Here is a 26,838-nt window from a genome sequence, read left to right as displayed (position 1 = left end):
CCGTCAGCAAGGATTCCCGCATACTTCTTCTTGATCCTCGGCCGAGCGCCCACGGTATGCTCGCGGCGGCGGTGCCCCCGGCGCCGCGAAACCCGAGAAGGATCACCATGCTCTGTCCGCGTTGCGGTGCGCCCGCGACCCCCGCCGATAAGTTCTGCGCTGTCTGCGCCTCGCCGCTCGCCCCGTCCGGGCCGGGAGCGTTCGGAGCGCCGCCGCCTCCGCCGCCGCCCCCGCCGCCCGCGTTTCCTGCTCCGGGCTTCGGCTCGCCCCCCGAGCCTCCCAACTTCGGTTCGCCGAGCGGCGGTTTTGGTCCGCCCCCGCCGGCGCCGCCCTTCGGGGCTCCGGCTCCTCCTGGCTCGCCTCCCGGCTTCCCGCCGCTGCCGCCCGAGGGCGGCGGCTCCGGCTTCGGGCCGCCTCCCCCCTTCGGGCCGAACGCGGGCGGCTTCGGCGGCCCCCAGCCGCCTCCTCCGCTGCCGTTGAAGCCGCCGCCGTTCCCGCCGGAGCCGCCCGCGTTCGGCCCGCCGGCCGGCAGCTACGGCTCGTCGCCGGGATTCCCGGAGCAGCAGCAGGGCGGCTATCCGGGAGCCCCTCGGCCGCAGCAGGGCTTCGGCCCGCCGCAGCCGCAGGGCGCGCGCTGCGTCCAGGGGCACGCGATCCCGGCAGGCGGCTCGTTCTGCATGGAGGGAGGCCACCCGATCGCCCTCGACGGCATCCAGATGAGCGGCGACGCCTTCAACCAGACGGCCTACCCGCCCAACCAGGGCGGGGCCTACCCGCCCAACCAGGCCGGGGCCTATCCGCCCAACCAGGCCGGGGCCTACCCGCCCAACCAGGCCGGGGCCTATCCGCCCAATCAGAGCGGGCCGCCCGCACCGCCGCCCCTGGGGCAGCCGGGCGGCCTCGGCGGGGCGTACGAACCCCCGCCCCCGCCGCCTCCGCCCCCGCCGCCCCACCAGGGCATGCCGCTGCCGGCGCCGCCGCCGCCGTACGTGTCCGCGCCGCCGGCGGTGCGCCAGCCGTCCGTGCCGCCGCGGGCCGGGAGCATGGGGCAGGAGCGCCGCACGCTCGCGGGCTTCCTCGTGAGCTTCCAGGACGACCCGCTCGGCAGGTTCTGGCCGCTCTGGCAGGGAAAGAACGTCGTCGGCCGCGCCGAGACCGGGCAGAAGGTCGACATCGAGATCGCGCACGGGACGACGTCGACGCACCACGCGACGATCGAGGTCGACGGCGGTCGGCTCCTCCTCGCCGACCTCGGCTCCACCAACGGCACGTTCCACAACGAAGAGGCGATCGGCTTCCAGGGCCGACGCGAGCTGCGCGACGGCGACAAGATCCGCTTCGGCGGCTTCAGCGTCATCCTGTTCAGCGTGGCCGCGCGCGCTTGACGGGCCCCATCGCACGAGGAGAGCCGTTGCCACGCCCGGCCCCCTTCCCCCGCGACGTTCGACCGGCACCTGGCGCCCCGGCCAGGCTGCGTGAAAACCAACCGGATAGCCGCCGCCAGCGCGCGGCGGCCGCCCCGCTCGCGCGGGGAGCGCTCCTCTGCTCCCTCGCGCTCGCTGGAGATCCCCACGCATGATCCCCTCTCATGACGCGACTCGCCCGATCCACTCCATGAGCGCCCCCGCCCGTCGCGGGGGGCGCGGGGCAAGAGCCACGCTCTGCGCCCCGCTCCTCGCGCTCGCGGCCGCCGTCCTCGCGCTCCTCGCCGGCCAAGGCCGCGCCGAGGCCGCCCCCGAGGCGCACCTGCTCCGCGTCGACCCGCGCGCGAGCACCGTGGACGGCTCGCCCGTCCTCACGACCGTGCTCGAGGTCGTACAGAACAAGCGCCTCAGCGACCTCACCCGCAACTGCGCCGCGCTCACGGGCGACGCGAACCTCGACTGCGTCGCCGACGCCCTCGAGCAGCCGTCGGCGCTCTACTCGTCCTTCGACTTCCCGGACAAGAACGCGATCTTCTCCGTCACGGTCGACGGGACGGATCTGCCGGCGAAGTTCGAGTCGAAGGCGCGGTGGGGCGACAGCGCCGGCCAGCCGGGCGTCGGGACGGCGTGGCTCATCCTGATCGACGCCGCGTCGAGCATGGGCGCCCGCTTCGACGAGGCGAAGGCGGTCGCGAGCGCGTTCGTGAACGCGATGCAGCCGAACGACATCGTCGACGTGATGTTCTTCAACGATCGCGGCGTCGTCGAGGACTCGAAGTGGGTGAGCAACAAGCAGACGGCGGCGCAGTCGATCGCCGGCGTCACGCGCACGTACCCGACGCAGGGCCGCACGCGCCCGCTCTTCACGATCATCAAGAACGCCGCGACCGACGCGTTCAAGGAGCTCGGCAACGCCGGCCAGGGGGTCCAGGTGCCGATGCACCAGGCGATGGTCGTCCTCTCGAACGGCTCCGCGGGCGCGGATCCGAGCTCGAACGCCGCGGCGGCGACCCTCCTCCGCGACTACCTCACGAAGGGGCGGTTCCCCGAGAACAACGACGTCCTGCCGAAGACGCCGGTGCCGATCGTGTCGATCTGGTTCCCGAGCCGGCTCGTCGAGGAGTTCTCCGCGAACGCGCGCGAGTTCATGGAGGCGCTCGCGAACACCGAGATCGGCGGCTTCTTCAGCGTGGTGCGCGACGGCCAGCAGCGGCGCGCGGCCAACATCGTCAACGCGATCCGCACCCGCTTCAACAAGATGCACATCGTGAAGTGGCGGGTCTCGTGCGTCGCGCCGAGCATCACGCAGACGTTCAAGCTCGCGTTCATCAACACCGATCCGCCGATCGCTGGCGACGCCACGTTCCAGAACGTCCCCGTCGGCATCGATCCCACCGCGTGGCCGCTCGACATCGACCGCGAGGCGACCGATCGCGCCGCGAAGAAGGACCCGCTCCACCCCGGCGGCACGGTCAAGATCTTCGGCAACTTCTGCTGGGGGGGCAACACGCAGCGCGCCGAGATCTACATGGTCCCGAAGAACCAGGCGGCGCCGCAGTCGCTGCAGGGCGGGAACATCGAGGACGCGAAGAAGGCCCAGCGGACGCTGATCGAGGGCGGGATGCGCGGCAAGGCGATCTCGGCGGGCGACAGCGTCGTCGAGTTCGAGCTCCCGGACACGGACAAGTTCCTCGTGGGCAAGGGCGACCAGATGACGGCGCGCCTCATCGTCTACGACAACCAGGCGCGCCGGACGAGCGCGGTCACGGCCGACAAGATCCTCACGCTGAAGGCGAAGGAGGCGCCGCTGCCGTACCTGCTCATCGGCGGCGTGACCTTCGGCGGCGTTGTCATCGTGCTGCTGCTCGTCTCCATCTTCCGCGGCGGCGGCAACCGTCGCCGCGGCGCGGTGGCCGCCGCGCCGCCGCGGCCCATCGTGGCCGGCGGCGGGCCCGCCATGCCGCCGTACGCGCCCGCGCCGCCTCCGCCGGGCGACTTCGGCTACGGCGGCGGGCCGATGATGCCGCTCCCGGGCGGGGCCAGCCGGGCGACGCTCTCGGGCCCGGCGGGCATCTTCACCGTGCTCCCCGGCCCCGAGGTGCGCGCCGGACGCGACGGCGCCGCGTGCATGATCGCGCTCTCGGAGCCGCGCGTGTCCGGCACCCACGCGAGCCTGAAGCTCGAGGCCGGCCAGCTCTTCGTGCGGGACGAGGGGTCCAACAACGGGACCTACGTGAACGGCCAGCGCGTCGCCGCGGCGGTGTGGACGCCCGTGCCTCCCGGCGCGTCCTTGCGGTTCGGCCCCGTCGAGTTCAGCGTCCGTTTGGAGTAGCGTGTCCGAGGCCCGGCCTCACGCCCCGAGCGACGCTCCCCCATGATGCCCCCGACCGAGTCCTCCCTGCACCTCAAGATCGAGTTCGCCCAGGCCAGCGATGCGGGTCGAGATCCAAACAAGCAGGTCAACGAGGATGCGTGCGGTTACGCCGAGACCCAGTTCGGTCACCTCTGCGTCCTGTGCGACGGCATGGGGGGGCATTACGGGGGGAGCGAGGCGAGCCGCACCGCGATCACGACCATCTTCGAGGTGATCGAGCAGACGCCGCCCACGGTGGATCCGCGGGCGGCGCTCAAGGTCGCGATCGAGGAAGCGGGGCGCCGCGTCTACCAGCTCGGCGGGCCGGCGGAGAACCGCGCCCGGCCCGGCTCGACCGTCGTGGCGATGGTCCTGCACGACAGGGGCGTCGACATCGCGCACGTGGGCGACAGCCGCGCGTACGTGATCCGGAGCAACCAGATCTATCCCCTCACCCGCGACCACTCGATGGTGCAGGGGATGCTCGACGCGGGCATGATCACCGAGGCGCAGGCGATCGGCCACCCCGACGCGAACAAGATCACGCGCGCCCTCGGGATGAAGCCGGAGGTGGAGGTCGAGGTCCGGCCCGAGCCGATGGAGCTGTACCCGGGAGACGTGCTGATCCAGACGAGCGACGGGCTCACCGATCTCGTGCTCAGCGCGGACATCCTCGGGTGCACGCGGCAGGCGCTCGCGTCCGGCTCGGTGGACCACGCGTGCAGGATGCTCGTGCAGCTCGCGAACCACCGCGGCGGCCACGACAACATCACCGTGCAGATGGCGCGGGTCATCGAGACCGGCAGCCGCTCGCTCACGATCGCGCAGGGGCCGCCGGGAGCGAGCGGCGCCGGGGGCGATGAGCCGCGCCCGTCGGGTCCGCAGGAGACCGTCGCGATGACGGCCGGCAGCACGCCCCTCCCTGGCCTCGCGGCCGCCGGCAGCACGCCCCTCCCTGGCCTCGCGGCCGCCGGCAGCACGCCCCTCCCTGGCCCCGCGGCCGCCGGCAGCGCACCGGCCCCCGGGGGCAGCGCGCCTGCGCCGCGTCCGACGCCGACCAGCAACGCGCCCACCGTGGTTCCGACAGGCAGCACGCCCACGCCGCATCCGGTGGCGGCGAGCGACGTGATCACCGTCGTCCCGACGGGCAGCGACCGCAAACCCCCCGTGGCCCCGCAGGCCGCCGGCAGCGCGCCGCAGCTCCACCCGACGCCCCTCGACAGCGCGCCCGCCGCTCCCGCGGTCCGCCCGACGGTCACCGACGACGTGCCCGGCGTGGCCCCGCAGGCGGCCAGCGGCGCGCCGCAGATCCTTCCGACGACCATCGACAGCGAGGCTGGCGTTGTCGCGACGATCACCGACAACCTGCCCCCCGTGGCCCTGCAAGCTGCTGTGGCCCCGCAGGCTCCCGGCGGCGCGCCGCAGGTGCACCCGACCCTCGACAGCGCGCCCGCCGTGCATCTGACGGCCAACGACGGCGCGCCCACCGTGAGCCCGACAGCGGCGGACGCCGCCTCGGCGCTGCCGCCGACCGTGCCGGGAGCGCCTCCGCCGGCGCCACACCTGAGCGCGCCCGACGCGCCCGCCGTGCTGTCTCCCCTGCCCGTGAGCGCGCCCGCCGCCCCCGCGCCACCTCCGATGGCGCACGCGCCGCCCCCGATGGCCCACGCGGCGCCTCACCCAGGCCCCTTCGGCGCGGCGCCTCACCCAGGCCCCTTCGGCGCGCCCCCTCACCCAGGCCCCTTCGGCGCGGCCCCTCACCCGGGCGCCGTCCACGGCGCGGCGCCTCACCCGGGCGCCCCCCCTCACCCTGCCCCGTTCGGTGCAGCCCCCCCTCCGAGCCCCTTCGGCGCGCCCCCTCACCCGGGCGCCGCCCATGGCGCGGCGCCTCACCCGGGCGCGCCACCTCACCTTGGTCCTTACGGCGGGGCGCCTCACCAAGGCGCTCCCCACGGCGCCGCGCCTCACCAAGGCGCTCCCCACGGCGCCGCGCCTCACCAAGGCGCTCCCCACGGCGCCGCGCCTCACCAAGGCGCTCCCCACGGCGGGGCGCCTCACCAAGGTGCTCCCCACGGCGGGGCGCCTCACCAAGGTGCTCCCCACGGCGCCGCGCCTCACCAGGGCCCCTACGGCGCCGCGCCTCACCCGGGTGCCGCCTTCGGCCCGCCCCCTCCCACGATCGCCGCCCAGGACGCTCCTCCCGTGTCGGTGGGCTTCGCGGGGCATCACGCGGCGGCACCGGGCGGCCCCCTCGCCGCCGCCCCGCACCCTCACCACGCCCCCGCGCCGCCCAGCGCGCACGGCTACGGCGCGCCTGCGCCGAGCTTCTCTGGCCCCGTGTCTTCGTCCGCAGCGCCAAGCGTCCCGACCACCGTGCGCGCCCAGCGAAGCGTCACCGTCGCCGCCATCGCCGCGCTCTCGGCCGTGATCGTCGTGCTGCTCGTCATCCTGCTCTGGAAGCTCACCGCCGGCTGAGCGCGACGACGGAGACACGTCCGCACGCTCGCCCGTACGCCCCGATCGCGCCAGGTCACGCCCGATCACGCGCGTACACGCGCGCGATCACCCAACGACGGTCGGTGTCGCCGGATGAGCACCGCGCGCGGCGATCTCGGCCACGGAATGCAATTGAAGAAGGGCCATATTCCGGATTAACCTGGCTCTCCGGAGGTCCCTCCATGCCTGGAGACCAAGAGCTCGAGTACGGACACGACATGGATGGCACACCTGCGGACATGGACGACGAGCCCGCGTCGACCCGCACGCCCTCTCTCGAAGAGGCGCGCGCCGGCTTCATGCTCCTCGATCTGTGATGCGCCGAGCCGCCCGGCTCCCGCCGCCCCCCCGCTCCACGCTGAAGCGCTGTCCGCCCGGAAGGCGAAACCCTCTCACCGAGCCATGATCACCGCGCCGCGCCCGTCGAAGCAGGCGCGACGCTCTCCCCAGGTTCCTGCGCGGCTCCCCTCCCCACGTCCCGGCGCACTCCACGCGCCTGGCGCGCGCGAGCGCCGTCGACGGCGCGCCTCTTTCCTTGCTCTCCCTGGCGGCCTGTGGTGAAACGCGGCCCGCATGATCCCGGGGCTAGGTAAACAAAGCATCACGATCGGCAGCGCTCCCACCTGCGACGTGGTGCTCGTCGCTCCCGGCGTCCTGCCCGAGCACGCGCGCATCCTCAACCAGGGCGGTGGCAAGCTGCTCTTCGTCTGCGCGCAAGGGCCCGCGTCGGCGAACGGACGCCCGCTCGCGCCGGGAGAGCAAGTCCCGTTCGACTTCCGCACCCAGTTCGTCGTCGCGCAGGCGCCCGTCCCCCTCGATCACCCGGCCATCACGCTGATGCTGGCGTCGCCCGGCACGCTCGCGCCCGCGCCCGGCCAGGTCGTGATCGGCCGCGACCCCGCGCGCGCGTCGCTCGTGCTCCAGCACCCGAGCGTGTCGAGCCAGCACGCGACCGTCACGCTCGATCGCATGATGGTCATCGACCACAACTCGACGAGCGGCACGTACGTGAGCGCGCAGCGCATCGCGCCCGGCACGCCGACGCCGATCGATCCGCGAGGCGCCGTCGCCTTCGGGCCCGTCCCGGTCCAGATCAACCTGCTCGTCCAGTTCGCGCAGGCGCCCCGCATGTCGGCGCTGCCCGCCGCGCCCGGCGCGAGCGCCCTGCCGCCCCAGCCCTCCCCGGCCGGCTACGCCCCGCCGCCGCAGCCGGCGGGCGGCTACGCGTCGCCGCAGCCCGCCGCCGGCGGCTACGCGTCGCAGCCCGCCCCCGCCGGGTACGCGTCGCAGCCCGCGCACGCCGCGTCGTCCCTGCCCGCGGCCGCGGGCGCGCCCGGCAAGAAGAACAAGACCGTCCTCGGCCAGCTCGACTTCTCCGGCGGCGGATCGAACGTCAAGAAGATCGGGCGCACCCCCGACAACGACATCGTGCTCGCCCACCCGCAGGTGTCGAGCCACCACGCCCTCCTCCACTCGATCAGCGGGCAGCTCTACGTCGAGGACCGCGGCAGCGCCAACGGCACCTACGTCCGCGGCAACCGCATCGCGCCCGGCCAGAAGATCGCCGTCCAGAGCGGCGAGAAGATCTACATCGGGCCCATGCCCCTCCAGATCGAGATGGGGGGCGCGGGCGCCGTCGAGGTCGTCCAGGAGGAGTACTCCGCCGATCGCTGGGCAGGGCGCCCGCTCTACGAGATCGAGGCGTGGAGCCTCTCGCTCCAGGTCCCCGACCGCGACAACCCGCAGGAGCAGAAGACGCTCCTCGACAACGTGTCGTTCAAGGCGCTGCCGGGCGACATGATCGCGCTCATGGGGCCGTCGGGCGCCGGCAAGACGACGCTCCTGCTCACCCTGAACGGCTACCTGCCGCCGACGAGCGGCGTCGTCCGCATCAACGGCGAGGACCTCTACAACATCTACGACACGCTCCGCGGCTCCATCGGCTACGTGCCGCAGGACGACCTCGTCCACCCGGAGCTCACCGTCTTCGAGGCCGTCCGCTACAGCGCCAAGTTCCGCCTCCCGCCCGACTACACGGAGGCCGAGATCGACGCGCGCGTCGAGCAGACGATCAAGGACCTCGGCCTCGAGGGCGTCAAGAACCTCCAGATCGGCAAGCCCGAGAACAAGATCCTCTCGGGCGGGCAGCGCAAGCGCGTCAACATCGCGCTCGAGCTCGTCACCGATCCCGTCATCCTCTTCCTCGACGAGCCGACCTCGGGCCTCGCCGCCGACGACACGACCGCGCTGATCACCTTGCTGCACGACCTGACGAAGGCGACCGGCAAGACGATCATCATGACGATCCACCAGCCGGCGAAGGACGAGTTCGAGAAGTTCAGCCACGCGCTCATCCTCGGCTACGGCGGCATCCCGACGTTCTTCGGGCCCACCCGGCCCGACGCGTACCGCTTCTTCGGGAGCTGGAAGGAGCGGCACGGCCAGGCGAACGACGTCGACAACCCGCGCGACATGTTCGAGATGCTCGCGATGCGCGAGCGGCCCATCTTCGACCAGCTCCGCGCGCGCGACCCGAACGTCTCGCGCGGCGAGGCCCGGAAGCTCGCGGCCATCGAGTGGCGCAAGGAGTTCTTCAACGACGCCAACCCGACGTACCGGCGCATGTACTCCGGCCGGCGGGAGATCGGCACCGGCCAGGGCCAGCGCGGCATCCCGGCCGGCCGCGCCACGACGAAGGGGCAGCTCGGCCTGCTCCTGTCGCGCTACTTCAAGGTCAAGATCCGCGACATCGGCGGCACGCTGATCATGCTCCTCCAGGCGCCGATCATCGGCATCCTGCTCGCGATCGTGTTCGGCGGGCAGGAGAAGGCGATCCCGGCCTGGTGCCTCGGCGCGCTCCAGGAGCTCGGCCGCCGCGCCGGCGGCGGGGACCAGAGCAGCGAAGTGCTCAAGGGCATGGAGGCCACCACCGATCACACGGCGGCGATCTTCTTCCTCGTCGTCGCCGCGGTCTGGTTCGGCACCTCGAACGCCGCGCGCGAGATCGTCAGCGAGCGGGCCATCTACCTGCGCGAGCGCATGGTCAACCTGGGGCTCGTCAACTACGTGCTCTCCAAGTACCTGCTGCTCGCCGTCTTCTGCGTCATCCAGTGCACGGTCCTGCTCGCGATCGTGTTCTTCACGCTCGGCTTCCACGGCGGCGCGCAGGCGTTCGCCATGCAGCTCGCGGCGCTGACCGCGACGTCGCTCAGCGCCGTCGCGCTCGGGCTGCTCCTCTCCACGGTGGTCGCCTCGTCCGAGGCGGCGATGGCGCTCACGCCGATCGCGCTCATCCCCCAGGTCGTCCTCGGCGGGCTCATGGTGCCGATGACGACCGTGCCGCACCTCCGGCCGCTCATGTACATCATCCCCGCGCGCTGGGGGTTCGAGGGCGCGATCGCGCCGGAGCGGAACGCGATCGCCGAGGACCCGGCCTGGGTCATCGATCTGCACCGCGCCGACTCGATCCCCGCGGAGTTCATCGAGACCGGCAAGTTCAAGTGCGCCATCGCGCAGATGGCGGCCGACAACTACGCGGGCGCGTGGGGATTCACCACGTACGACCAGACCTGGCTCCCCTTCGCGGTGCTCGCCGGGATGACCGTCATCATCCTCGTCACGCTCTGCGCCATCCTCAAGCGGCGCGACCCGGTGTGACCTCGCGATGACGCAGGAGCCCGCCCCCATCCGCGCCGGAGGCCCGCTCCCGCGCCGCTCCCGGGCGCCGCGCGCCGCCGCGCTGGCGGCCCTGCTGGCGGCCGCGCACGCGCCCTCCCCGGCGCGCGCGCAGCAGCAGGGCCAGCAAGGCCAGGGGACGCCGCAGGCGCCCGCGGAGCCGCCGAGCGTGCCGCGGGGCGCGGGCGGCGCGCTCGTCACGCCCCCCGCCCCCCCGGCCGCGCCGGCAGGGCAGCCGACGCCGCCGCGGGCGCTCAACTACACGCCGCCGGAGTACCCGCCCGAGGCCGAGAAGCAGGGGCTCGAGGCGTCGGTGACCCTCCAGCTCGACATCGATCGCGACGGGCGCGTGAAGCAGGCGGTCGTCGTCGAGAGCGCCGGGCACGGCTTCGACGAGGCCGCCGTGGCCGCGGCGCAGAAGCTCGAGTTCGAGCCCGCCCGCCGCGCCGACGGCGCCCCCGCCGCGGCGCGCATCCTGTACCGCTACACGTTCACCCTGAAGACCGCCCCGTCGACGGCGTCGCCGGCCGACGGCGCCCCCCCGGCGGCCGCCGACAACCTCCGCGGCGCCGTGCTCGCGAGCGGCGGCGACGTGCCGCTCGCGGGCGCCACCGTCTCGGTCGCGCGGGCGCCCGAGGCCGGAGGCGGCGCGCGCGAGCGGGACGCCTCCGCCGCGGCGCCGCCGGCCCCCGCGGCGACGGAGGCCACCACCGACGAGCGCGGCAGCTTCGCCTTCCTCGGCCTGCCGCCGGGGCGCTACAAGGTCACCATCGCGGCGCCGGGCTTCGAGCCGCTCACCGTCGAGGAGGACATCGCCGCGGGCGAGCAGCTCGAGGTGAAGTACCGGCTCCTGCCCCGCGGCGACGGCCTCGAGGTCACGGTCCGCGGCGACCGCCCGCCGCGCGAGGTCACGAAGCGCACGCTCGAGCAGCGCGAGATCAACCGCATCCCCGGCACGAACGGCGACGCGCTGCGCTCGCTCCAGAACCTGCCGGGCGTGGCGCGCCCGCCGGCGCTCGCCGGCCTGCTGATCGTGCGCGGCTCGGGCCCGCAGGACACGCAGACGTTCGTCGACGGCACGCAGGTGCCGCTCATCTACCACTTCGGCGGCCTCTCCTCGGTCGTGCCGACCGAGATGCTCGAGAAGATCGACTTCTACCCCGGCAACTTCAGCGCCAAATACGGCCGCGTGCAGGGCGGCATCGTCGACGTCTCCCTGCGCTCGCCGAGGGACGACGGCAAGCTCCACGGCCTCGCGCAGATGGATCTCATCGACGCGCGCTTCCTCCTCGAGGGCCCCGTGCCGTTCCTCGAGAACACCCGCTTCATGGTGGCCGGCCGGCGGAGCTACATCGGCGAGACGTTCGGCCCGGCGCTCGAGGCCGCGGGCGCGGGCGTGACCCAGGCGCCCGTCTACTACGACTACCAGGTCCTCCTCGAGACCGAGCCGACGCCGTCGTCGCGCCTGCGCCTCACGTTCTTCGGCGCGGACGACGCCCTCGAGCTGCTGCTCGCCGATCCGCAGCCCAGCGAGCCGGCGCTCTCCGGCGACGTCGGCCTGCACACCGCGTTTCAGCGGCTGCAGCTCCGCTACGACCACGAGCTCACCGACCGCGATCGGCTCGACGGCGTGCTCGCGATCGCGCGCGACGACGCCGACTTCGGGATCGGGCCGATCTACTTCCAGATCGATCTGAAGACGCTCTCCGGCCGCCTCGAGTACTCGCGGCGGATGTCGAAGGGCGTCGTCTTCAACGCGGGCGTCGACGTCTTCGCCGGGCTCTACGGGGTGAACTTCCGCGGCCCGGCCCTGAACCGCCCCGGCGAGCCGCCGAACCAGCCGTTCTCGACGCGCGCCCTGCAGGAGTTCTCGCGCGAGGGCGAGTTCTTCTACCCCGCGGCGTACGCCGAGCTCGAGCTCGCCCCGAGCCCCCGCGCGAAGATCGTCCCCGGCGTGCGCCTCGACTACCAGGACCTGAACCAGCAGGCGACCGTGAGCCCGCGCGTCAACGGGCGCGTCGACGTGGTCCCGGGGTTCCCGCGGACGACGCTGAAGGGCGGCGTCGGCGTGTTCCACCAGCCGCCGCAGTTCCAGGAGGTGATCCCGCCGCTCGGCAACCCGGGGCTGCGGTCGACGCGGGCGCTTCACTACGCGGCCGGCGTCGAGCAGGAGGTGACCCGGAACATCGAGGCGTCGGCCGAGGGGTTCTACAAGCAGCTCGACGAGCTCGTCTTCGGCGTGAACCAGCCCGGGTCGGTGCAGCTCGACTACCAGAACGTCGGGTCCGGCCGGGTCATCGGCGGCGAGTTCCTCCTCAAGTACAAGCCCGACGATCGCTTCTTCGGCTGGGCCGCGTACACGCTGTCGCGCAGCACGCGCGTGCCCGGCCCCGGCGAGGCGGAGCGGCTCGTCTCGTTCGACCAGACCCACATCCTGACGGTGCTCGGCAGCTACCGCCTCGGCGACGGCTGGGAGTTCGGCGCCCGCTTCCGCCTCGTCTCCGGCAACCTCGTCACGCCCAACGTGTGCAACGTGAACGAGCTGAGCTGCGATCCGTACCGCACCAACGCGCTCTTCTACGCGCCCACCGGGACGTACACGCCGATCCCGTTCTCGACCCCGTACAGCGAGCGGCTGCCGGCGTTCCATCAGCTCGACGTGCGCCTCGACAAGACGTGGAAGTTCAGGCGCTGGAAGCTGTCCGCCTACCTCGACGTGCAGAACGTCTACAACAACGCGAACAGCGAAGCGATCCAGTACAACTACAATTACACAGCCCGGCAGTACGTCAGCGGGCTGCCCATCCTGCCGAGCTTCGGGCTGCGGGGAGAGTTCTGAGATGCGATCGACGCGATCGGCGCAACCGACGCAACCGACGCAACCGGCGCAACCGACGGGCGGCGCGGCGAGGCACGCCGGCGCGGGTCGCTGGCGCAGGTGGCGGCGGGCGCTGCTCGGGACGCTCGCGCTCGGCGCGATCGCCGCGCCGGCGATCTCCGCCGGGTGCGTCGCTGGCTTCGATCCGCCGAGCCTCGTGGACGGGCTCCGCGTCTTCGCCGTTGTCGCCGACAAGCCGTACGCCGACCCCGGCGAGGAGGTCACCTTCCGGATCCATTACCAGGACGGGCTCGGCGGCCCCGAGGACGGGTCGCGGCCGGTGACCGTCTACTGGTTCGGCGGGTGCGAGAACCCGATCGGGGACGACTACTACGGCTGCTATCCGCAGTTCGCGGAGCTCGCCGAGAAGTTCGACGCGTGGCAACGCGCCGGCGACCCGACGGCCCCGCTGCCCGATCTCAACGGCGTGCGCCCCGGCATCGGCGACACGTACACGATCAAGATCGGCGAGGGCATCCTCGATGGCCGCGTGCCCCCGGTCTCGGGCCCGGCCTACGGCAGCGCGTACGTCTTCTTCGTCGCCTGCACCGGGACGCTCGGCCCCGTCGAGGACCAGGGCACAGGGCGCGCCGGGACCTTCCCCGTCGCCTGCTTCGACAGCGAGGGGCGCCGGCTCGGGCCGGACAGCTTCGTCCCCGGCTACACGCAGGTCTACGTCTTCGAAGCCGAGGCTGCCGCCGAAGGCGGCCCGGACGTCGGCCCCAGAGGCGGCCGGAGGAACGCGAACCCCGCGCTGAACGGGCTCGAGCTCGACGGCGCCGAGATGTCGGAGGACATCTCCTCGCTCGCCGAGGCGACCCCCTGCCCCATCGACGCGGAGGAGCGGCGCGAGGTCGGGTGCAACGCGAAGGACCCGCTCGACGCGTGCCGCACCTACACGATCGAGGCGATGATCCCGGAGGACGTCGCGGAGCCCGATCCCGACGCGAAGCTGGAGCCGCTGAAGGAGATCGTCTGGGTCAACTACTTCGCCGACATGGGCGACATCGACGGCGGCATCAAGCTCGTGAGCGACGCGTCCAGGGGCTACCTCGGCGGCCACGCGGTGACGTGGATCCCGCCGGCCGAGCCGGGCATCGCCACGATCACGGCGGTCGTGCGCGACGCGCGCGGCGGCGCGTCGGTGATCCAGCGCCTTGTCCGCGTCGAGTGACGGCGGCCCCCGGCGCGACGCCGCCGGGGCCGATCCGCGCGCGGCGCCTCGCGCCCCGCCGGGGCCGACCCGCGCGGCGCCGCGGGGCCGCCCCCGTCAGCCGCATCCGGCCTCGATCTGCGCGAGCTGCTCGATGAGCTGCGCCGGACCGCGCGCGGCGCACAGCACGTCGGCGGCGTTGCGGCTCGCGAGCCGGGCCACCTGGGCGAGCAGCTCGAGGTGCGCGCGGCCGCCCTCGCCGCAGACGAGCACGACCAGCAGCCGGAGCGGGGCGCCGCCCGGCGTGGGCACGGCGAGCGGCTCGGCCAGCGTCGCGACGACGGCCGCCGGGCGCGCGCCGGGGACGATCGCGTGCGGGACCGCGACGCCGTTGCCGAGCGCGGTCGGCGACTCGCGCTCGCGCCGCAGGATCTCCTGGGCGAGCGCGCTCGCGGTCGGCGCGCCGCCCGGCGCGGCGAGCCGGGACGCGGCGACGTCGATGACGTCCTCGATGTGCGCGCACGAGAGGTGCTGCACGATGCGCTCGGGCGTGAGCAGCGCGCTGAGCCGCCGCGCGGGCGCCTCGCCGAACGGCGCGCTCAAAGGGAACTCGGCGTCGATGAACGCCTTCACGCGCGCGAGCTGCGGGCCGCTCAGGTTGCGGCGCGCGAGCTCGACGAACAGCGCGTTCGCCGCCGGGACGCGGTCGAGGTAGCGGGAGACGAGCGGCTCGACCTGGCGGCCGAGCTCCAGGAGCAGCGCCGGGGGGAGCTCGAGCGCGCCCGCGATCGCCGTGAGCCGGTCGGGCGTGGGGATGGCGTCGTGCCCGTGCTCGACGCGGCTCAGGTAGGCGCTGGAGACGCCGATGCGGTGCGCGAGGGCGCGCAGGCTCAGGCCCGCCTCGACGCGGAGGAGCCGCAGCGCGGCCCCGAACTCGGCGAGCGCGCGCGCGCGTGACGCGCTTTCAGCGTCGGAGAGGGCGGGCATGGGATGTCAGGTGCGGTCGGGCTCGGCCCGGAGGGCGGCCGAGAGCATGGGCTGCGAAGGCGCAGGCGCCGGGGCGGGCACCGCCGCGGGCTCGTAGCGGCGCACGACGAGCAGCGAGGTCGGGCACCCCTGGATGATGTGCTCGGCGCGGATGCCGAACCGGCGCTGCGCGAGGCCCCACTCGGGCCCGGCGCCGACGAGGACGAGATCGTAGCCGCGCTTCGACTCCTCGAGGGCCGCGTCCGCGGGCGACTCGTGCTGGACCACCTTGAGCGTCACCTTCGCCTTCCGCAGCGCGCCGCCCTCCTCGCCCTCGAACACCTCGTCGACCGTCTCCTCTGCGCCGAGCGCGTCGTCGGCGCGGCGCTTCGGGTTGACGACATGGAGGATCGTCACGTCGGCGCCGACCTGCTGCGCGAGCCGGCGGGCCAGGGCGAGCGCCGCCTTGTCGTGCGCGGTGCCGTGGAACGGCACGAGCAGCTTGCGGACCGCGGAGAGCCCGCGATCGATCAGCACGCCGACGTCGGTGCGGGCGCAGCGCATGACCTCGTAGACGGTGCCGCCGAGCACGGTCTGGCCGAGCAGCGGCTTGTGCCAGCCGACGAGCACGAGGTCGGCCTGCTTCACGTCGGCGACGTTGCAGATGTCCTGGCTCGGCTTGGGCGAGACGAACGACAGCGGCCGGACCTCGACGTCGAGCTCCTTGGCCCGCGAGAGGAGCGGCGAGAGCGCGGCCGCGCCCTGGCGCTCGGGCCCCTGGTCCAGGCAGAACGAGGCGCGATCGGTGGGCGGGAGGAGGCGGAGCGCGTAGAGGCGCCGCGCCTCGGGGCCGCGGCCGGCGAGCGCGCTCGCCAGCGTCACCATGCCCGGGCCGGAGCGCTCGTAGGAGACGCACATCAGCACGGTGAACACCTCTGCCGCCGTGGGCAGCGGCGTCCGCTCCGCGGTGTCGGCGAGCTCCTTCGCGAGCTCCTCCGGCGGGTAGATCCAGCGCAGGAGGGGCGAGGTCATGAAGGTGGTCACCAGCGCCATGAGCACCATCATCGTGAACAGCTTGGGCGAGATGATGCCGAGATCGAGCCCGAGGTTCAGGACGATGAGCTCCATCAGGCCGCGGGTGTTCATCAGGATGCCGAGCGCGCTGGCCTCGCGCCATCGCAGGCCGGTGAAGCGGGCGGCCACCGCGCTGCCGCCGAACTTGCCCGCGCAGGCGACCGCGATGATGAGGCCGCACATGATCCAGCCGTCGGCCGAGTTCAGCAGGCCGATGTGGGTGCGCAGGCCGCTGTAGGCGAAGAACAGCGGCAGCAGGAAGACAACGGCGAAGTCCTCGAGCTTCTCGGCCAGGCTCTGCGCGAAGCCGGTGCCCTTCGGCATGATCGCGCCCAGCATGAAGGCGCCGAACAGCGGGTGGATGCCGATCATCTCGGTCATCCAGCTCGACACGATGAGCAGGAGGAGCGTGACGGCGACGAGGTTCTGGGAGGGCCCCTCCTTGCTGGATCCGCGCTCGCCGAGCCGGGCGAGGAACGGGCGGACCAGGAACAGCATGCCGGCGATGTAGGCAACGGCGAAGACCGTCGTCCACACGGCGCCGACGAGGCCGGTGGCGCGCGCGATCGAGACGACGAAGGCGAGGACGCACCAGGCGGTGACGTCGTCGACGGCGGCGCACGTGATCGTGAGCGCGCCGACCTTCGTGCCCAGCAGCCGCTTGTCGGTGAGGATGCGCGCGAGCACCGGGAAGGCCGTGATGCTCATGGCCACGCCCATGAAGAGCGTGAACGACATGAACGGCACGGAGCTGGGGGAGAGCCGGGGATACAGGTAGAGCGCGAGGAGGCCGCCCAGCGCGAACGGCACGACGATGCTCGTGTGGCTGATGATGACCGAGGCGTGGCCGCGCCCGCGCAGGAGCTTCGGGTCGAGCTCCAGGCCGATGAGGAACATGAAGACGATGAGCCCGACCTCGCTCACCAGCTTGAGGAGCGGCAGCGACTCCTGAGCGAACACGGCCGCCGATACGTCGGGGAAGAGCCAGCCGAACAGCGAGGGGCCGAGCAGGATGCCCGCCGTCACCTCGGCGATGACCATCGGCTGCTCCAGCCGGCGGGCGACCAGGCCCACCAGGCGCGCGCACGCGATGATCAGGAACGCCTGGATGAGGAAGCGGGCCAGCGGATTGTGGATCAGGGCCTCCATGGGGACGCTCCCTCCTGGTAAGTGTTAAGTGATCGCTTATCAGCGGGCCGTCTCGGCTGTCAACAACAAGGATGCACAGCGTCAAAGCAGAGCTCGCGCCGGGGGCAGCGGGGGCGGCACGGTCGGAGGAGGCGCGCATTCCAGGGGGCGCGCGCAGCCGTCCCGCCACGGAACGGCGCTCCGGCGAGTCGGCGGCTGCTGCTGAGCTTGCTGAAAGGCGGGCGCCTCCCGTGGGCGGCGCGGGCCGGGGCGAGACGGCGCGAGACGGCGCGAGACGGCCGACCGGCGCCGGCTGCGCCTACCAGTCGGTCGGCATGTAGTCTTTGAGGAACTGGCCGTGCATGTGCTGGCCGCTCAGCAGGCCGGAGAAGATCGGGTCGCAGATGCGGGCGGCGCCGTCGACGATGTCGAGCGGCGGGTGGAAGCCGTGCTCCTCGAGCTTGCGGGCGGCGAGCGCCGCGGGGTCCTCGTCGGTGACCCACCCGGTGTCGACGCTGTTCATGAAGATGCCGTCCTTCGCGTAGTCGGGCGCGGAGGTGCGCGTCATCATGTTGAGCGCGGCCTTCGCCATGTTGGTGTGAGGGTGCCTGTCCGTCTTGTAACGGCGGTAGAACTGCCCCTCCATCGCCGACACATTGACGATGTGCTTGTCGAAGGTGCGGTGTCGCAGCATGAGCGGCTTCAGCCGGGAGTTCAGCACGAAGGGGGCGACCGCGTTGACGAGCTGGACCTCGAGCATCTCGACGGTCGGGACCTCGGCCAGGGTCAGCCGCCAGCTGTTCATCGTGCGGAGATCGACCTGCTGGAGATCGGCGTCGTAGCGGCCCTTCGGGAAGAGCACGTCGTCGAGCGGCTCGTCGCCGGGGCCGGGGATCTGCGAGAGGAGCGCGGGCTCGCGGAGGCCGGCGGAGGGGTCGCCGCCCGCGATGAGGGGGAGCGCGCCGCGCGCGCGGAGGGCGTCGTACTCCTGGAGGGGCGGCCGCGCGGCCTCGGGGAGGGCGTGGACGGGCACGGCCTCGCCCTCGATGAGGTGCGCGTAGAAGCCCGGCGGGCGCCGCACGGTCTGACAGGCGTTGTTGATGATGAAGTCGAGCCGATCGAGCGTGTGGAGGAGGTGGCGCGTGAAGCGCTCGACGCTCGGCGTGTGGCGGAGGTCGAGCCCATAGATGGAGAGGCGCGAGCCCCAGACGTCGAAGTCGCGCTCGGCCGAGAAGCGGCGGGAGGCGTCGTGCGGGAAGCGGGTCGTGACGATCACCCGCGCGCCGGCGCGGAGCAGCATGATCGCGGCCTGATAGCCGATCTTGACGCGGGCGCCGGTGACGAGCGCGACGCGGCCGTCGAGCGGCGCCGTCTGGTTGCGCTTCCGATGGTTGAAGTCGCCGCAGGCGCCGCACATGGAGTCATAGAAGAAGTGCACCTTGCGGAACTCGGCCTTGCAGACGTAGCACTTGCGCGGCTTCGCGAGCTCCGGCGCGCCCGGATCGACCGGCGGCGCGGGCTCTCCGGCGGCGGGGCCGGAAGCGGGCGCCGGCTCGGCGGCGGGGGCGGCGGCGGGCGCCGACTCGGCGGCGGGGGCGGCGGCGGGCGCGGCGAGCGCAGGCGGGCCGGGCGCAGCCGGAGGGGCGAGCGCGGGGGCGTCCGGCGTGCGGAAGACGGGCTCGCGGCGGGCGGCGCGGATGCCGACCGCGTCGAGGAGCGCGGCGTCCGCGGACCTCTGGGCGCGCCGGTCGTTCTTGCGGAACGCCCGGGCGAGCTCCCGCTGCTCGGCGCGCTCGGGGCGCGAGACGCGGCCGGCGGCGAGCAGGAGCCGGCGGCGGTCCTCCGCGCCGACCGAGGCGAGCAGCGCGCGATCGGCGACCATGGACTCGAGCACCTTCAGGCAGGCGTCGAGCTCGGCGGCGGTGAACGGCCGGCCTGCGCCGGCGGACTGGCTCTCGGAGCTCATCGAAGCGGCGGTGCATAGCACGCGGGCGCCCTCCCGCGAACCGGCGCGCCGGGGCCGCGGCCGGCCGAGGCGCTTGACTCGGCATCGCGCCCGCGTTTTGACCCGCAGGGCGGCTCCGGCGCGAGGGAAGAGCTCGACTGGCGCGGGGCGCTCGCGTGGCCGGCTGGGTCCAGCCGGAATCCGTATCTCCTTCAGCAACGAACGGCTCACTTGACGGAGGGGCAGGTCACATGGACTGGGACAGAGCGCTCGCCACGCTCGACGAGACGAAGGCACCGAGCGGCTACGAGCTGATGCAGCTCCGGCGAGCCGATGTCCTCGCGCTGGTGGAGGACCTCCGCGGGTGGTACCCGGACATCGTCGTCGGCGCCGAGTCATGCCACCTGACGCCGGAGTTCTATCACGAGCAGACGATGCTCGCGGAGGTCGCCGAGGACCGGCCGATCCTCCCGATCATCGCGAGGCACCAGGGCGCCATCGTGGCGATGATCACCTTCGAGAAGAACGCGAGCGCGAGGACCATCTCGTCCCGGATGGGCGCGATCGCTCCGGCGCATCGCGGCGCGTCCCTCGCGCTCCTCGGGCCCATGCTGCTCGAGAGGCTCGGGCGCGCGATCGGAGCAGAGCTCGCGTACTACTTCGCGACGTTGAAATCACCCCATCAGCAGGTCCTGGCCGAACGGCAGAGATACAGGCTGGTCGGGATCATGCCGGCTCACGATCGCGACATGGTGCGGCCGGGTGAGGTGAAGCGGGTGTACGAGGCGATTTACGCCAAGGTGCTCGTCGCCGACGACGCCATCGAGGTGCCGGCCGCCGACGCGCTGACGGCCCGGACGCGCGCCGTGTGGGCGTCGCTCTTCGGCTCGCTTCCAGCGTGACGGCGGGGCGCCGGCCGGCACCTCCGACGCTCCGGCCGAGCGGCGCCGCCCCCGAGCTCCATGCGCCGGTGTCCCTGGGGAGCGCGCCTATCGGCCGGCGCGCTTGTAGGAGCAGGCCGCGCCGCCGTCGCCCGCCTCGACGAGGGCGTCCGTCGACGGATCCACGGTGAGCGTGGTCGGGAATGGCTGGCCGCTCGGCCCGTGCGACGCCTCGGTGACCGAGAGCGAGACGGTGTTGCCGGAGCGCTTGAACGCCCCCTTGCGGTGGATGATCCCCGACCAGATGCACGCCACCCGCGGCGGGCAGGGGGAGACGCGATCCTCCGCGACGAACGTGCCGCCCTGCGCGAGGGCCAGCACGCGCTCGTACTTGCGCGCGCCGCACGCGGCCGACGTCCACGAGCCGAGCAGCGCCTCGTCGCCGGACACGGCGGGCGACGACGCGGCCGGCGACGGCGACGCCGACGCTGGCGTGGTCGGCGCGTCCCCGGTCGGCGCTGGCGCCGTCGGCGCCGACGGGGCCGGGGTCGCCGGCGGGGCCGGGGCCGTCGGCGGGGCCGGGGCCGCCGGCTCGGTCGACGGCTCGCGCGGCCCGTTGCCGGTGCACGCGACGAGCGACGTCAGCAGCGCGACGAGGGGGAGCGTGAACGTTCGCATCACGCCCCGCTCATCCCATGATGGCGCGGTGCCCGCAACCGCGCGCCACCGCGCCCTCCTGCGGCGTCCAGCGCCTGGTCGCCGCGTGCGCCGGGAGCCCGCCGGGTCGTGAACGACCGTCGCGGAGCGCGCCTCGGCGCGCGCTACTGCAGAAGCGCGAGCAGGTCCTCCCGCGTCAGCGAGACCGCCCGGTCCGCCTCGCCCAGCGCGGCGCCCGCGATCGCGCGCTTGCGCTCCTGCAGCGCGAGGATGCCCTCCTCCACCGTGTCCTTCGCGACGAGCCGGTGCACCATCACAGGGCGGTGCTGCCCGATGCGGTGCGCGCGATCGGCCGCCTGGTCCTCGACCGCGGGGTTCCACCAGGGGTCGAGGAGGAAGACGTGGTCCGCCGCGGTCAGGTTCAGGCCGGTGCCGCCCGCCTTGAGCGAGATCAGCATCACCGGCGGGCCGCCCGACGACTGGAACGCCGCGACGACCCCGGCGCGATCGCGCGTCGCGCCGTCCAGCCGGTTGAACGAGATCCCCGCGGCGGTGAGGTGCGGCTCGACGAGGTCGAGCAGCGACGTCCACTGCGAGAAGACGAGCGCCTTGTGGCCGTCCGCCACGCACTCCTCCAGCGCCTCGAGCAGCCGCATCACCTTGGACGACGGCGTCGTCCGCGACGCCGGCGCCGCGCCCGCCTCCGCGACGCCCGATCCCGGGATCAGCGCCGGATGGCAGGCCGCCTGGCGCAGGCGGAGCAGCGCCTCCAGCGCCGCCATGACGCTCGCCCCCTCCGCGAGCCTCGCCACCACGTCCTTGCGCGTGGCCGCGCGCACGGCCTCGTAGAGCTCGCGCTCGGCCTCCTCGAGCTCGCAGTAGAGCACCATCTCCGAGCGCGGCGGCAGCTCGGGCGCCACCTCGCGCTTCAGGCGCCGCAGCACGAAGGGGCGGATCTTCTGCCGCAGCTCGGCCGCGACGCCCGCCGCGCCCTCGGCGATCGGCCGGCCGTAGCGGTCCTGGAAGGCGCCGCGCCCGCCCAGCAGGCCGCGGTTCGTGAAGTGCATCAGGCTCCAGAGCTCGTCGAGGCGGTTCTCGACCGGCGTGCCGCTCAGCGCCACGCGCAGCTCGGCGCGGAGCGCGAACGCCGCCCGCGCCGCCTGGCTGTCGGGGTTCTTGATCGCCTGCGCCTCGTCCAGCACCACGACGTCCCACGCCTGCGCCGCGAGCAGCTCGACGTCGTTGCGGAGCACGGCGTAGGTGGTGAGCGTGATGTCGGCCGCGGCATCGAGCGCGCGCCGCGCGCCGTGGTAGATCGCGAACCGGAGGCCGGGGCGGAACCGCCGGATCTCGTCGGCCCAGTTGTGGACGACGCTGCGCGGGCAGACGACGAGCGTCCGGCCGCGCACAGCGCAGAGCGTCTGCAGCGTCTTGCCGAGGCCCATGTCGTCGGCGAGCACCGCGCCGAGCCCGGCGTCGCGCAGGAACGACAGCCAGTCGACGCCGCGGCGCTGGTACGGGCGGAGCGTCGCGGTCAGGTCGGCGGGCAGCGGCGCCTCGGGGAGCGACGCGAAGCCGTCGAGCAGCGGCATCAGCCTGTCGAAGCCGGACGGGCGCGGGTGCTCGATCTCGTCGCACAGCGCGGCGAGCGCCGGGAGCGCCGCGGGCGGCACCTCCCTGTCGTCGCGCCGCGCCGCGAGCAGGTCGGCGACGCGCGCGCCGTACCTCTCGAGCCACGCCGCGGGCAGCGGCGCCCAGCCGCCGCCGAGGAGCGGCACGAGCGGCAGGCCGTCCTGCCACGCCCGGATCACGGACGCGGCGTCCGCGCGCCTCCGCGGGGCGCCCGCGCCCTCGCCGTCGTCGGCGCCGTCCTCCTGCCCGGTCGCGAGCTCGAACTCGACGTCGAAGGTGCGGTCGTCGATGACGAAGCGCGGCACGAGCTCGGCCCTGCCGAAGAGCTCGCCCCGCGCCTCGGCGAAGGCGCGGCCGTCCCACGCCTCGAGGCGCGTGGCGAAGCGGACCGCCTCGGCGCCGTCGAAGTCGACCCGGCGGCCCGGGATGAGGTGCAGCTCGTCGCGCAGCCGGGCGAGCAGCGCGCGCTCGGCGGCCTCGTCGCGGACGGGCACGGGGCCGGACAGGTGGACGAGCCGGCCGTTGTCGATGCGCGCCTCCGGCGGGTCGCCGTAGACGAGGCTGGGCACGACGGAGAGCGTGTGGTCCTTCTGGCTGAGCTCGAGGAGGATCCGCGGCCGGGACGCGCCGCCCGGCCGCGGCAGGCGCTGGCTCTGGACGGTGACCGGGACGCGCTTCGTGAGCTCCGGCAGGACGTCGGTCACGAGCTTGCCGAGGTCGCCCCGCGGGAACACGCGGCGGAGCGGGAGGCGATCGAGCTTCGGGCCCGTGAGGTCCACCTCGCGGAGCAGGTGCAGCGTGCCCCCGCAGCGGACCACGCCCGACGCGATCACCTCGTCGATGCGCGGGTCGCGCTCGACGACGAGCGCCACGCCGTCGTCGTGATCGCGGACCGTGGCGCGGGGGCCGATCGCCTCGCCGGAGACCCGGACGGGCGCGCCGTCGAGCTCCACGTCGGCGACGCCGGACAGCGCGGCGAAGAGCTCGGGCTGGCGATCCGAGGGGAAATACCCGTGCTGCTTCGTGCCGACGAGCCGGTCGATCGCGAGGTCCTCGTGCGTCGGGTAGAGCTCGGGGAGCCTCGGCCCGGGCCGGTCGGCGCTCGCCGGCGCCGCCCTCACGCCGCGCCCCGCGAGGCTGGCGAGCGAGATCCGGAGCGGCTCCTCGGCGCCGCTCGCGTGCACGACCATCCGCTCGAGCGAGAGCACGAGGCCCTTGCGCCGGAGCCGGTACCGCAGCCGCGCGGGCTGGGCCTGAGCGCCCGGCGCCGCCGCCTGCGTGGCCTGCGCGCCCGGCGGGCTCGGCGCGGCCGGCGCGCCAGGCTGGGCCTGCGCGGCCGGCTGGGCCTGCGCGGCCGGTTGCGAGAGCGCGATCGCCGCCGCGACGGCGTGGGCGCACGGATCGACCTTGCCGCCGCAGTCGCACGTCCACTCGGCGTCCGCTGGATAGAGGGTGACGGTGGGCGCGACGGGCTGGCCCGCCGCCTTGACGCGGATCACGACCGACTCGCCGCGGTCCTCCCGGCCGAAGGCGGCGCCCTCGCGGGCGAGCTTCACGCCCTGGGACCAGAGGCCCGGAAGACAGGCTTTTCTGATGGCTTCGAGGAGACCCTGCACAGACACTCCAGACGCCGACGCCGGCTCCGTTGCGCGCTCGCGCGCTCTCGCTGGACCGGCGCCGCTTCTTGTTTCTTGCTTCTTTTCGATGTCCCAGGAGGCGGAGAGATCGTGAAGACTATCAGGCGTCCTCTTCCGCCGCCTCGTGTTCCAGATCCCCGGAGCTCGCCCGGCGAGCGCGGTGCGCTGCTGTAGCAGGAATTCGCGGGAGCGCGGCCCGACGCGGAGGGCGCTACCGGCGCGTCAGGTGCTCGCGATAGCGGGTGGTGAGCTCCATCCAGCGCAGCGTGAGCATCGGCTCGCGCTCGAGCCGGTCCTGCCAGCTCCGATCGACCGCCTTCCACAGGTCCCGGTCCGCGATGCCGTGGCGCAGGAGCGCCTGCTCGAACGACGACGCCGCCCCGACCGACGACTCGGCGCAGAGCATCGCGTACTCCTGGAGGCTGAGCGAGGGCACCGCGCGCCGCGCGCCGTGCAGGTCCGGCGCCTGGGCCGGCCCGGAGGCCGCGGCGCCCGCGGGCGCCGGCGTGGCCGGGGCGGCGCTGCCCTCGCCGGCCTCACCGGGGGGCCGCCGCAGGGTGACCCCCGACCTCGCGCCGCCGCCGTCGAGCTCCAGCAGCTCGGCGTCGCGCGGGAGCTTGATCGTGGGGAGCGGCATGGCCCGCGGCACCTGGATCGCCTCGTCGGCCTCCGACGGGCCCCCCTTGGCGCTCGCGAGCGGGACGATCGCGGACTGCGGCACCCAGGTCGCGCGCCGCGGCGGCATGGAGGACTCGGCCCCCCAGGCGCCCGGCTGCGCGCCGGCGCGCTCGCCGCTCGGCTCCGAGAACGACAGCACCGGACCGGCGTCGGTGATCTCCATCTGCAAGAGCAGCTCGCCGTCCCTGCCGCGGACGACCAGGCGATCGCCCGACGCGGTCGCCGCGATCTCGTAGCGGCGCCCTGACGAGAGCGAGACGGTCGCGGACGGGACCAGCGCGTCGCCCGGCGCCCCTCCCGAGCCGGCTTCTTCCTGAGGACGTGGCGCCGGGCGCTGGGGCCCGGGCTCGGTAGCGGATGGATCCCCACGCATCTGGATGCTGAGCCTAACGCAGCAAGCGCGGGCGTCGCGAGCGCTTTCCACGGCCGGCCAGAGGCGCCCGCGCGCGTCGTTTCGCATGGTTCCGCATCGTTTCGCATCGTTTCGCATCGTTTCGCATGGTTCCGCATGGTTCCGCATGGTTTCGCGTGGTTCCGGCGGGCGCGCGGCTCGCCTGTCGACCCAGCAGGCCGCGCCTGCCCCGCGTCGCGGCGGTGACCGAGGCGGTTGCGTGCGGTTGTGTTCCCTTGCGCCCGGTTGTGTTCCCTCGCGCTCGGCGGCGTCGAGGGCGTCCCGCGACGCTCCGCGGCGTCCCGCCGTGCTCGGCGAAAGTGCGCATACGGCACGCAGCGAGTCTCCGTTTCGGAAAATGCATTCCTGCGCCCAACCCCGCGCCGCGCGGGCAGACACTGCCCACATCCACGACCGCTTAGAATTCACCGGCCCGAACCGCAATGGGCCCTGCGGCGTCATTCCTCGTCGCGCTCCGGCGCGTCTTCGCCTGAAACGGTCTGACCTGTAGTAAGCCGAGCAAGCCGAGAGCCCGTCGGGGGCTGCGAGCTCTTCGCCGACAAGGAGATCTCATGAAGAGGACCCGTCTCGCGCTTGCGCTGCTGTTCGCCGCGTGCCCCGGAGGCTGTAACCTGAGCGGAACGTCCGTTTATCTGGCGTGCCCGGAGAAGTGCAAAGACGATCCCGATCCTGACGCGTGCATCGCCGAATGCGGCACGTGCAAGGGCCAGTGTGTCGACCCGACGCCGGAGGGCTTCGACGGCCCTGCCCTGCTCTGGGTCGGCAGGACGGTGGATGAGCCGCAGTGCCCTGACTCCGCCCCTGTCACGGTGTACACGGGGCACGAGACCCTCGACGATCCCATCGTGTGCAGCCCGTGCCGGTGCAGCGAGTCGATCTGCGCGTTGCCCGAGGGCCTCACGATGGCGCCGTCGGCGAGGTGCGAGGGCGCGGGGATCCCGCTGAACAGGACCCTGGATGTCCTGAACGGCGCCTGCGTCGTGCCCAGCGAGCACTTCGTGAGCGACCACAAGGCGCTCCTGCTCGGGTCGCCGAGGTTCATGCCCTGCAAGGCCAGCGTCGAGCCGCCGCCCGTTCCGCGCATCCTCTTCCCGCGGTGGTATCGCTCCGGCAAGGCGTGCGCCGGCGTGACCCGGAAAGAGACCTGTGGCGCCCCGAAGACGTGTGTGCCGGCCGAGCAAATGCGGGAATTCTCGCTGTGCATCATGCACCTCGGCGAGGGCGAGGTGACCTGCCCCCAGGACTACCCGGAGCAGGTCGTGCTCTACGACGGTATGGAGGACGAGCGCCGCTGCACGCCGTGCGAGTGCGGCCCCCCCACGGGCGGCGAGTGCTCGCTGGCGCTCCTCTCCTACCGGGACGCGGCGTGCAGCGACCTGCTCGGCGCCGGCGCGGCGTCGGAAAAAGATCCGGGCTGCCTCGCCCCGACGCCCGGGGTCCAGCCCAAGAGCATGAAGGCGGTATGGCACATCAACGAGCCCGGGCGCTGCGAGCCGAGCGGCGGCGAGCTGGAGGGGGAGGTCATCCTCACCGGGCCCAGCACCTTCTGCTGCAAGACACGTCCGGACAGGAACAACAACTGAACGCCACCTCGCCTGCGCTCGACAGGAGCGCCGTCAAGGTCGCGAGATGGGGGGCTCCCTGAACCGGCGTCAGGCATCGCCAGAACAACGAGCAAGGCAAGCGTCGTCCGCGGACGACCCCATGGCACGACCGAACGCAGGACGAAAATTCGCGCAATGAGGAGAAATTGACAGAGCAAAACGCAATGCGTCCCTCGTGCGCTCGGGCGCGCACACAAAAGGCTTTACGGACGCGCCAAAGTCAGTATCTACAAGATTGCGACGTG

General features: G+C 73.4%; 15 protein-coding genes. 9 read left to right on the top strand and 6 right to left on the bottom strand.

The features are described from left to right. The first annotated feature begins 107 nt into the window (after positions 1 to 107). From WMF24_RS12650 to WMF24_RS12620, 7 genes are all read left to right on the top strand, one after another. Positions 108 to 1,385 (top strand): FHA domain-containing protein, encoded by a 1,278-nt coding sequence (locus WMF24_RS12650; protein ID WP_437736648.1) that lies wholly within the window; start codon positions 108 to 110, stop codon positions 1,383 to 1,385. A gap of 229 nt (positions 1,386 to 1,614) precedes the next feature. Next, positions 1,615 to 3,756, top strand: coding sequence for an FHA domain-containing protein (locus tag WMF24_RS12645; protein WP_437736647.1), 2,142 nt, complete (start codon positions 1,615 to 1,617; stop codon positions 3,754 to 3,756). Positions 3,757 to 3,798: 42 nt separating this feature from the next. Further along, entirely contained in the window at positions 3,799 to 6,252 is a 2,454-nt protein-coding gene (locus tag WMF24_RS12640) for a protein phosphatase 2C domain-containing protein (RefSeq protein ID WP_437736646.1), read from the top strand. 203 nt (positions 6,253 to 6,455) lie between these two features. Beyond that, positions 6,456 to 6,590 (top strand): hypothetical protein, encoded by a 135-nt coding sequence (locus tag WMF24_RS12635; RefSeq protein WP_437736645.1) that lies wholly within the window; start codon positions 6,456 to 6,458, stop codon positions 6,588 to 6,590. Positions 6,591 to 6,903: 313 nt separating this feature from the next. Then, positions 6,904 to 9,930 carry an ATP-binding cassette domain-containing protein gene (locus WMF24_RS12630; RefSeq protein ID WP_437736644.1) on the top strand — a complete coding sequence of 1,009 codons (3,027 nt, stop codon included), beginning with the start codon at positions 6,904 to 6,906 and terminating at the stop codon, positions 9,928 to 9,930. Between the two features lie 7 nt (positions 9,931 to 9,937). Further along, positions 9,938 to 12,787, top strand: coding sequence for a TonB-dependent receptor domain-containing protein (locus WMF24_RS12625; RefSeq protein WP_437736643.1), 2,850 nt, complete (start codon positions 9,938 to 9,940; stop codon positions 12,785 to 12,787). A 1-nt stretch (position 12,788) separates the two neighbouring features. Further along, positions 12,789 to 14,000: a hypothetical protein gene (locus WMF24_RS12620; protein ID WP_437736642.1), complete on the top strand. Its 1,212-nt coding sequence runs from the start codon at positions 12,789 to 12,791 to the stop codon at positions 13,998 to 14,000. Positions 14,001 to 14,096: 96 nt separating this feature from the next. On the opposite strand, the gene WMF24_RS12615 is transcribed toward WMF24_RS12620, so the two are convergent. The 3 genes from WMF24_RS12615 to WMF24_RS12605 all read right to left on the bottom strand — a co-directional run bounded on the left by WMF24_RS12615 (position 14,097) and on the right by WMF24_RS12605 (position 19,113). Beyond that, positions 14,097 to 14,966, bottom strand: coding sequence for a PTS sugar transporter subunit IIA (locus WMF24_RS12615; protein ID WP_437736641.1), 870 nt, complete (start codon positions 14,964 to 14,966; stop codon positions 14,097 to 14,099). Positions 14,967 to 14,972: 6 nt separating this feature from the next. Beyond that, entirely contained in the window at positions 14,973 to 17,168 is a 2,196-nt protein-coding gene (locus WMF24_RS12610; RefSeq protein WP_437736640.1) for a cation:proton antiporter domain-containing protein, read from the bottom strand. A 298-nt stretch (positions 17,169 to 17,466) separates the two neighbouring features. Then, positions 17,467 to 19,113: an SDR family NAD(P)-dependent oxidoreductase gene (locus WMF24_RS12605; protein ID WP_437736639.1), complete on the bottom strand. Its 1,647-nt coding sequence runs from the start codon at positions 19,111 to 19,113 to the stop codon at positions 17,467 to 17,469. Between the two features lie 230 nt (positions 19,114 to 19,343). Here WMF24_RS12605 and WMF24_RS12600 point away from each other — a divergent pair, with 230 nt between their 5' ends. Then, positions 19,344 to 19,994, top strand: coding sequence for a hypothetical protein (locus tag WMF24_RS12600; protein ID WP_437736638.1), 651 nt, complete (start codon positions 19,344 to 19,346; stop codon positions 19,992 to 19,994). Positions 19,995 to 20,081: 87 nt separating this feature from the next. Here the strand turns inward: WMF24_RS12600 and WMF24_RS12595 are convergent, their stop codons facing one another. The 3 genes from WMF24_RS12595 to WMF24_RS12585 all read right to left on the bottom strand — a co-directional run bounded on the left by WMF24_RS12595 (position 20,082) and on the right by WMF24_RS12585 (position 24,950). Beyond that, entirely contained in the window at positions 20,082 to 20,654 is a 573-nt protein-coding gene (locus WMF24_RS12595) for a hypothetical protein (protein WP_437736637.1), read from the bottom strand. 140 nt (positions 20,655 to 20,794) lie between these two features. Further along, complete coding sequence (locus tag WMF24_RS12590; RefSeq protein ID WP_437736636.1) at positions 20,795 to 23,878, bottom strand: DEAD/DEAH box helicase; 3,084 nt, start codon at positions 23,876 to 23,878, stop codon at positions 20,795 to 20,797. Between the two features lie 232 nt (positions 23,879 to 24,110). After that, entirely contained in the window at positions 24,111 to 24,950 is an 840-nt protein-coding gene (locus WMF24_RS12585) for a hypothetical protein (RefSeq protein WP_437736635.1), read from the bottom strand. Positions 24,951 to 25,540: 590 nt separating this feature from the next. On the opposite strand from WMF24_RS12585, the gene WMF24_RS12580 reads away from it, so the two are divergent. Continuing rightward, entirely contained in the window at positions 25,541 to 26,572 is a 1,032-nt protein-coding gene (locus WMF24_RS12580; protein WP_437736634.1) for a hypothetical protein, read from the top strand. Positions 26,573 to 26,838 lie beyond the last annotated feature (266 nt).

The organism is Sorangium sp. So ce1335 (assembly GCF_051521615.1).
Taxonomy (GTDB): Bacteria; Myxococcota_A; Polyangia; order Polyangiales; family Polyangiaceae; genus Sorangium.
This window is presented reverse-complemented; position numbering and strand designations above follow the sequence as displayed.

Excerpts from the sequence above, each read along its gene's own strand:
- WMF24_RS12580 (WP_437736634.1), top strand. The coding sequence starts at position 25,541 with ATGAAGAGGACCCGTCTCGCGCTTGCGCTGCTGTTCGCCGCGTGCCCC.
- WMF24_RS12650 (WP_437736648.1), top strand. The coding sequence starts at position 108 with ATGCTCTGTCCGCGTTGCGGTGCGCCCGCGACCCCCGCCGATAAGTTC.
- WMF24_RS12620 (WP_437736642.1), top strand. The coding sequence starts at position 12,789 with ATGCGATCGACGCGATCGGCGCAACCGACGCAACCGACGCAACCGGCG.
- WMF24_RS12635 (WP_437736645.1), top strand. The coding sequence starts at position 6,456 with ATGCCTGGAGACCAAGAGCTCGAGTACGGACACGACATGGATGGCACA.
- WMF24_RS12640 (WP_437736646.1), top strand. The coding sequence starts at position 3,799 with ATGATGCCCCCGACCGAGTCCTCCCTGCACCTCAAGATCGAGTTCGCC.
- WMF24_RS12600 (WP_437736638.1), top strand. The coding sequence starts at position 19,344 with ATGGACTGGGACAGAGCGCTCGCCACGCTCGACGAGACGAAGGCACCG.
- WMF24_RS12605 (WP_437736639.1), bottom strand. The coding sequence starts at position 19,113 with ATGAGCTCCGAGAGCCAGTCCGCCGGCGCAGGCCGGCCGTTCACCGCC.
- WMF24_RS12610 (WP_437736640.1), bottom strand. The coding sequence starts at position 17,168 with ATGGAGGCCCTGATCCACAATCCGCTGGCCCGCTTCCTCATCCAGGCG.
- WMF24_RS12615 (WP_437736641.1), bottom strand. The coding sequence starts at position 14,966 with ATGCCCGCCCTCTCCGACGCTGAAAGCGCGTCACGCGCGCGCGCGCTC.
- WMF24_RS12645 (WP_437736647.1), top strand. The coding sequence starts at position 1,615 with ATGAGCGCCCCCGCCCGTCGCGGGGGGCGCGGGGCAAGAGCCACGCTC.
- WMF24_RS12585 (WP_437736635.1), bottom strand. The coding sequence starts at position 24,950 with ATGCGTGGGGATCCATCCGCTACCGAGCCCGGGCCCCAGCGCCCGGCG.
- WMF24_RS12625 (WP_437736643.1), top strand. The coding sequence starts at position 9,938 with ATGACGCAGGAGCCCGCCCCCATCCGCGCCGGAGGCCCGCTCCCGCGC.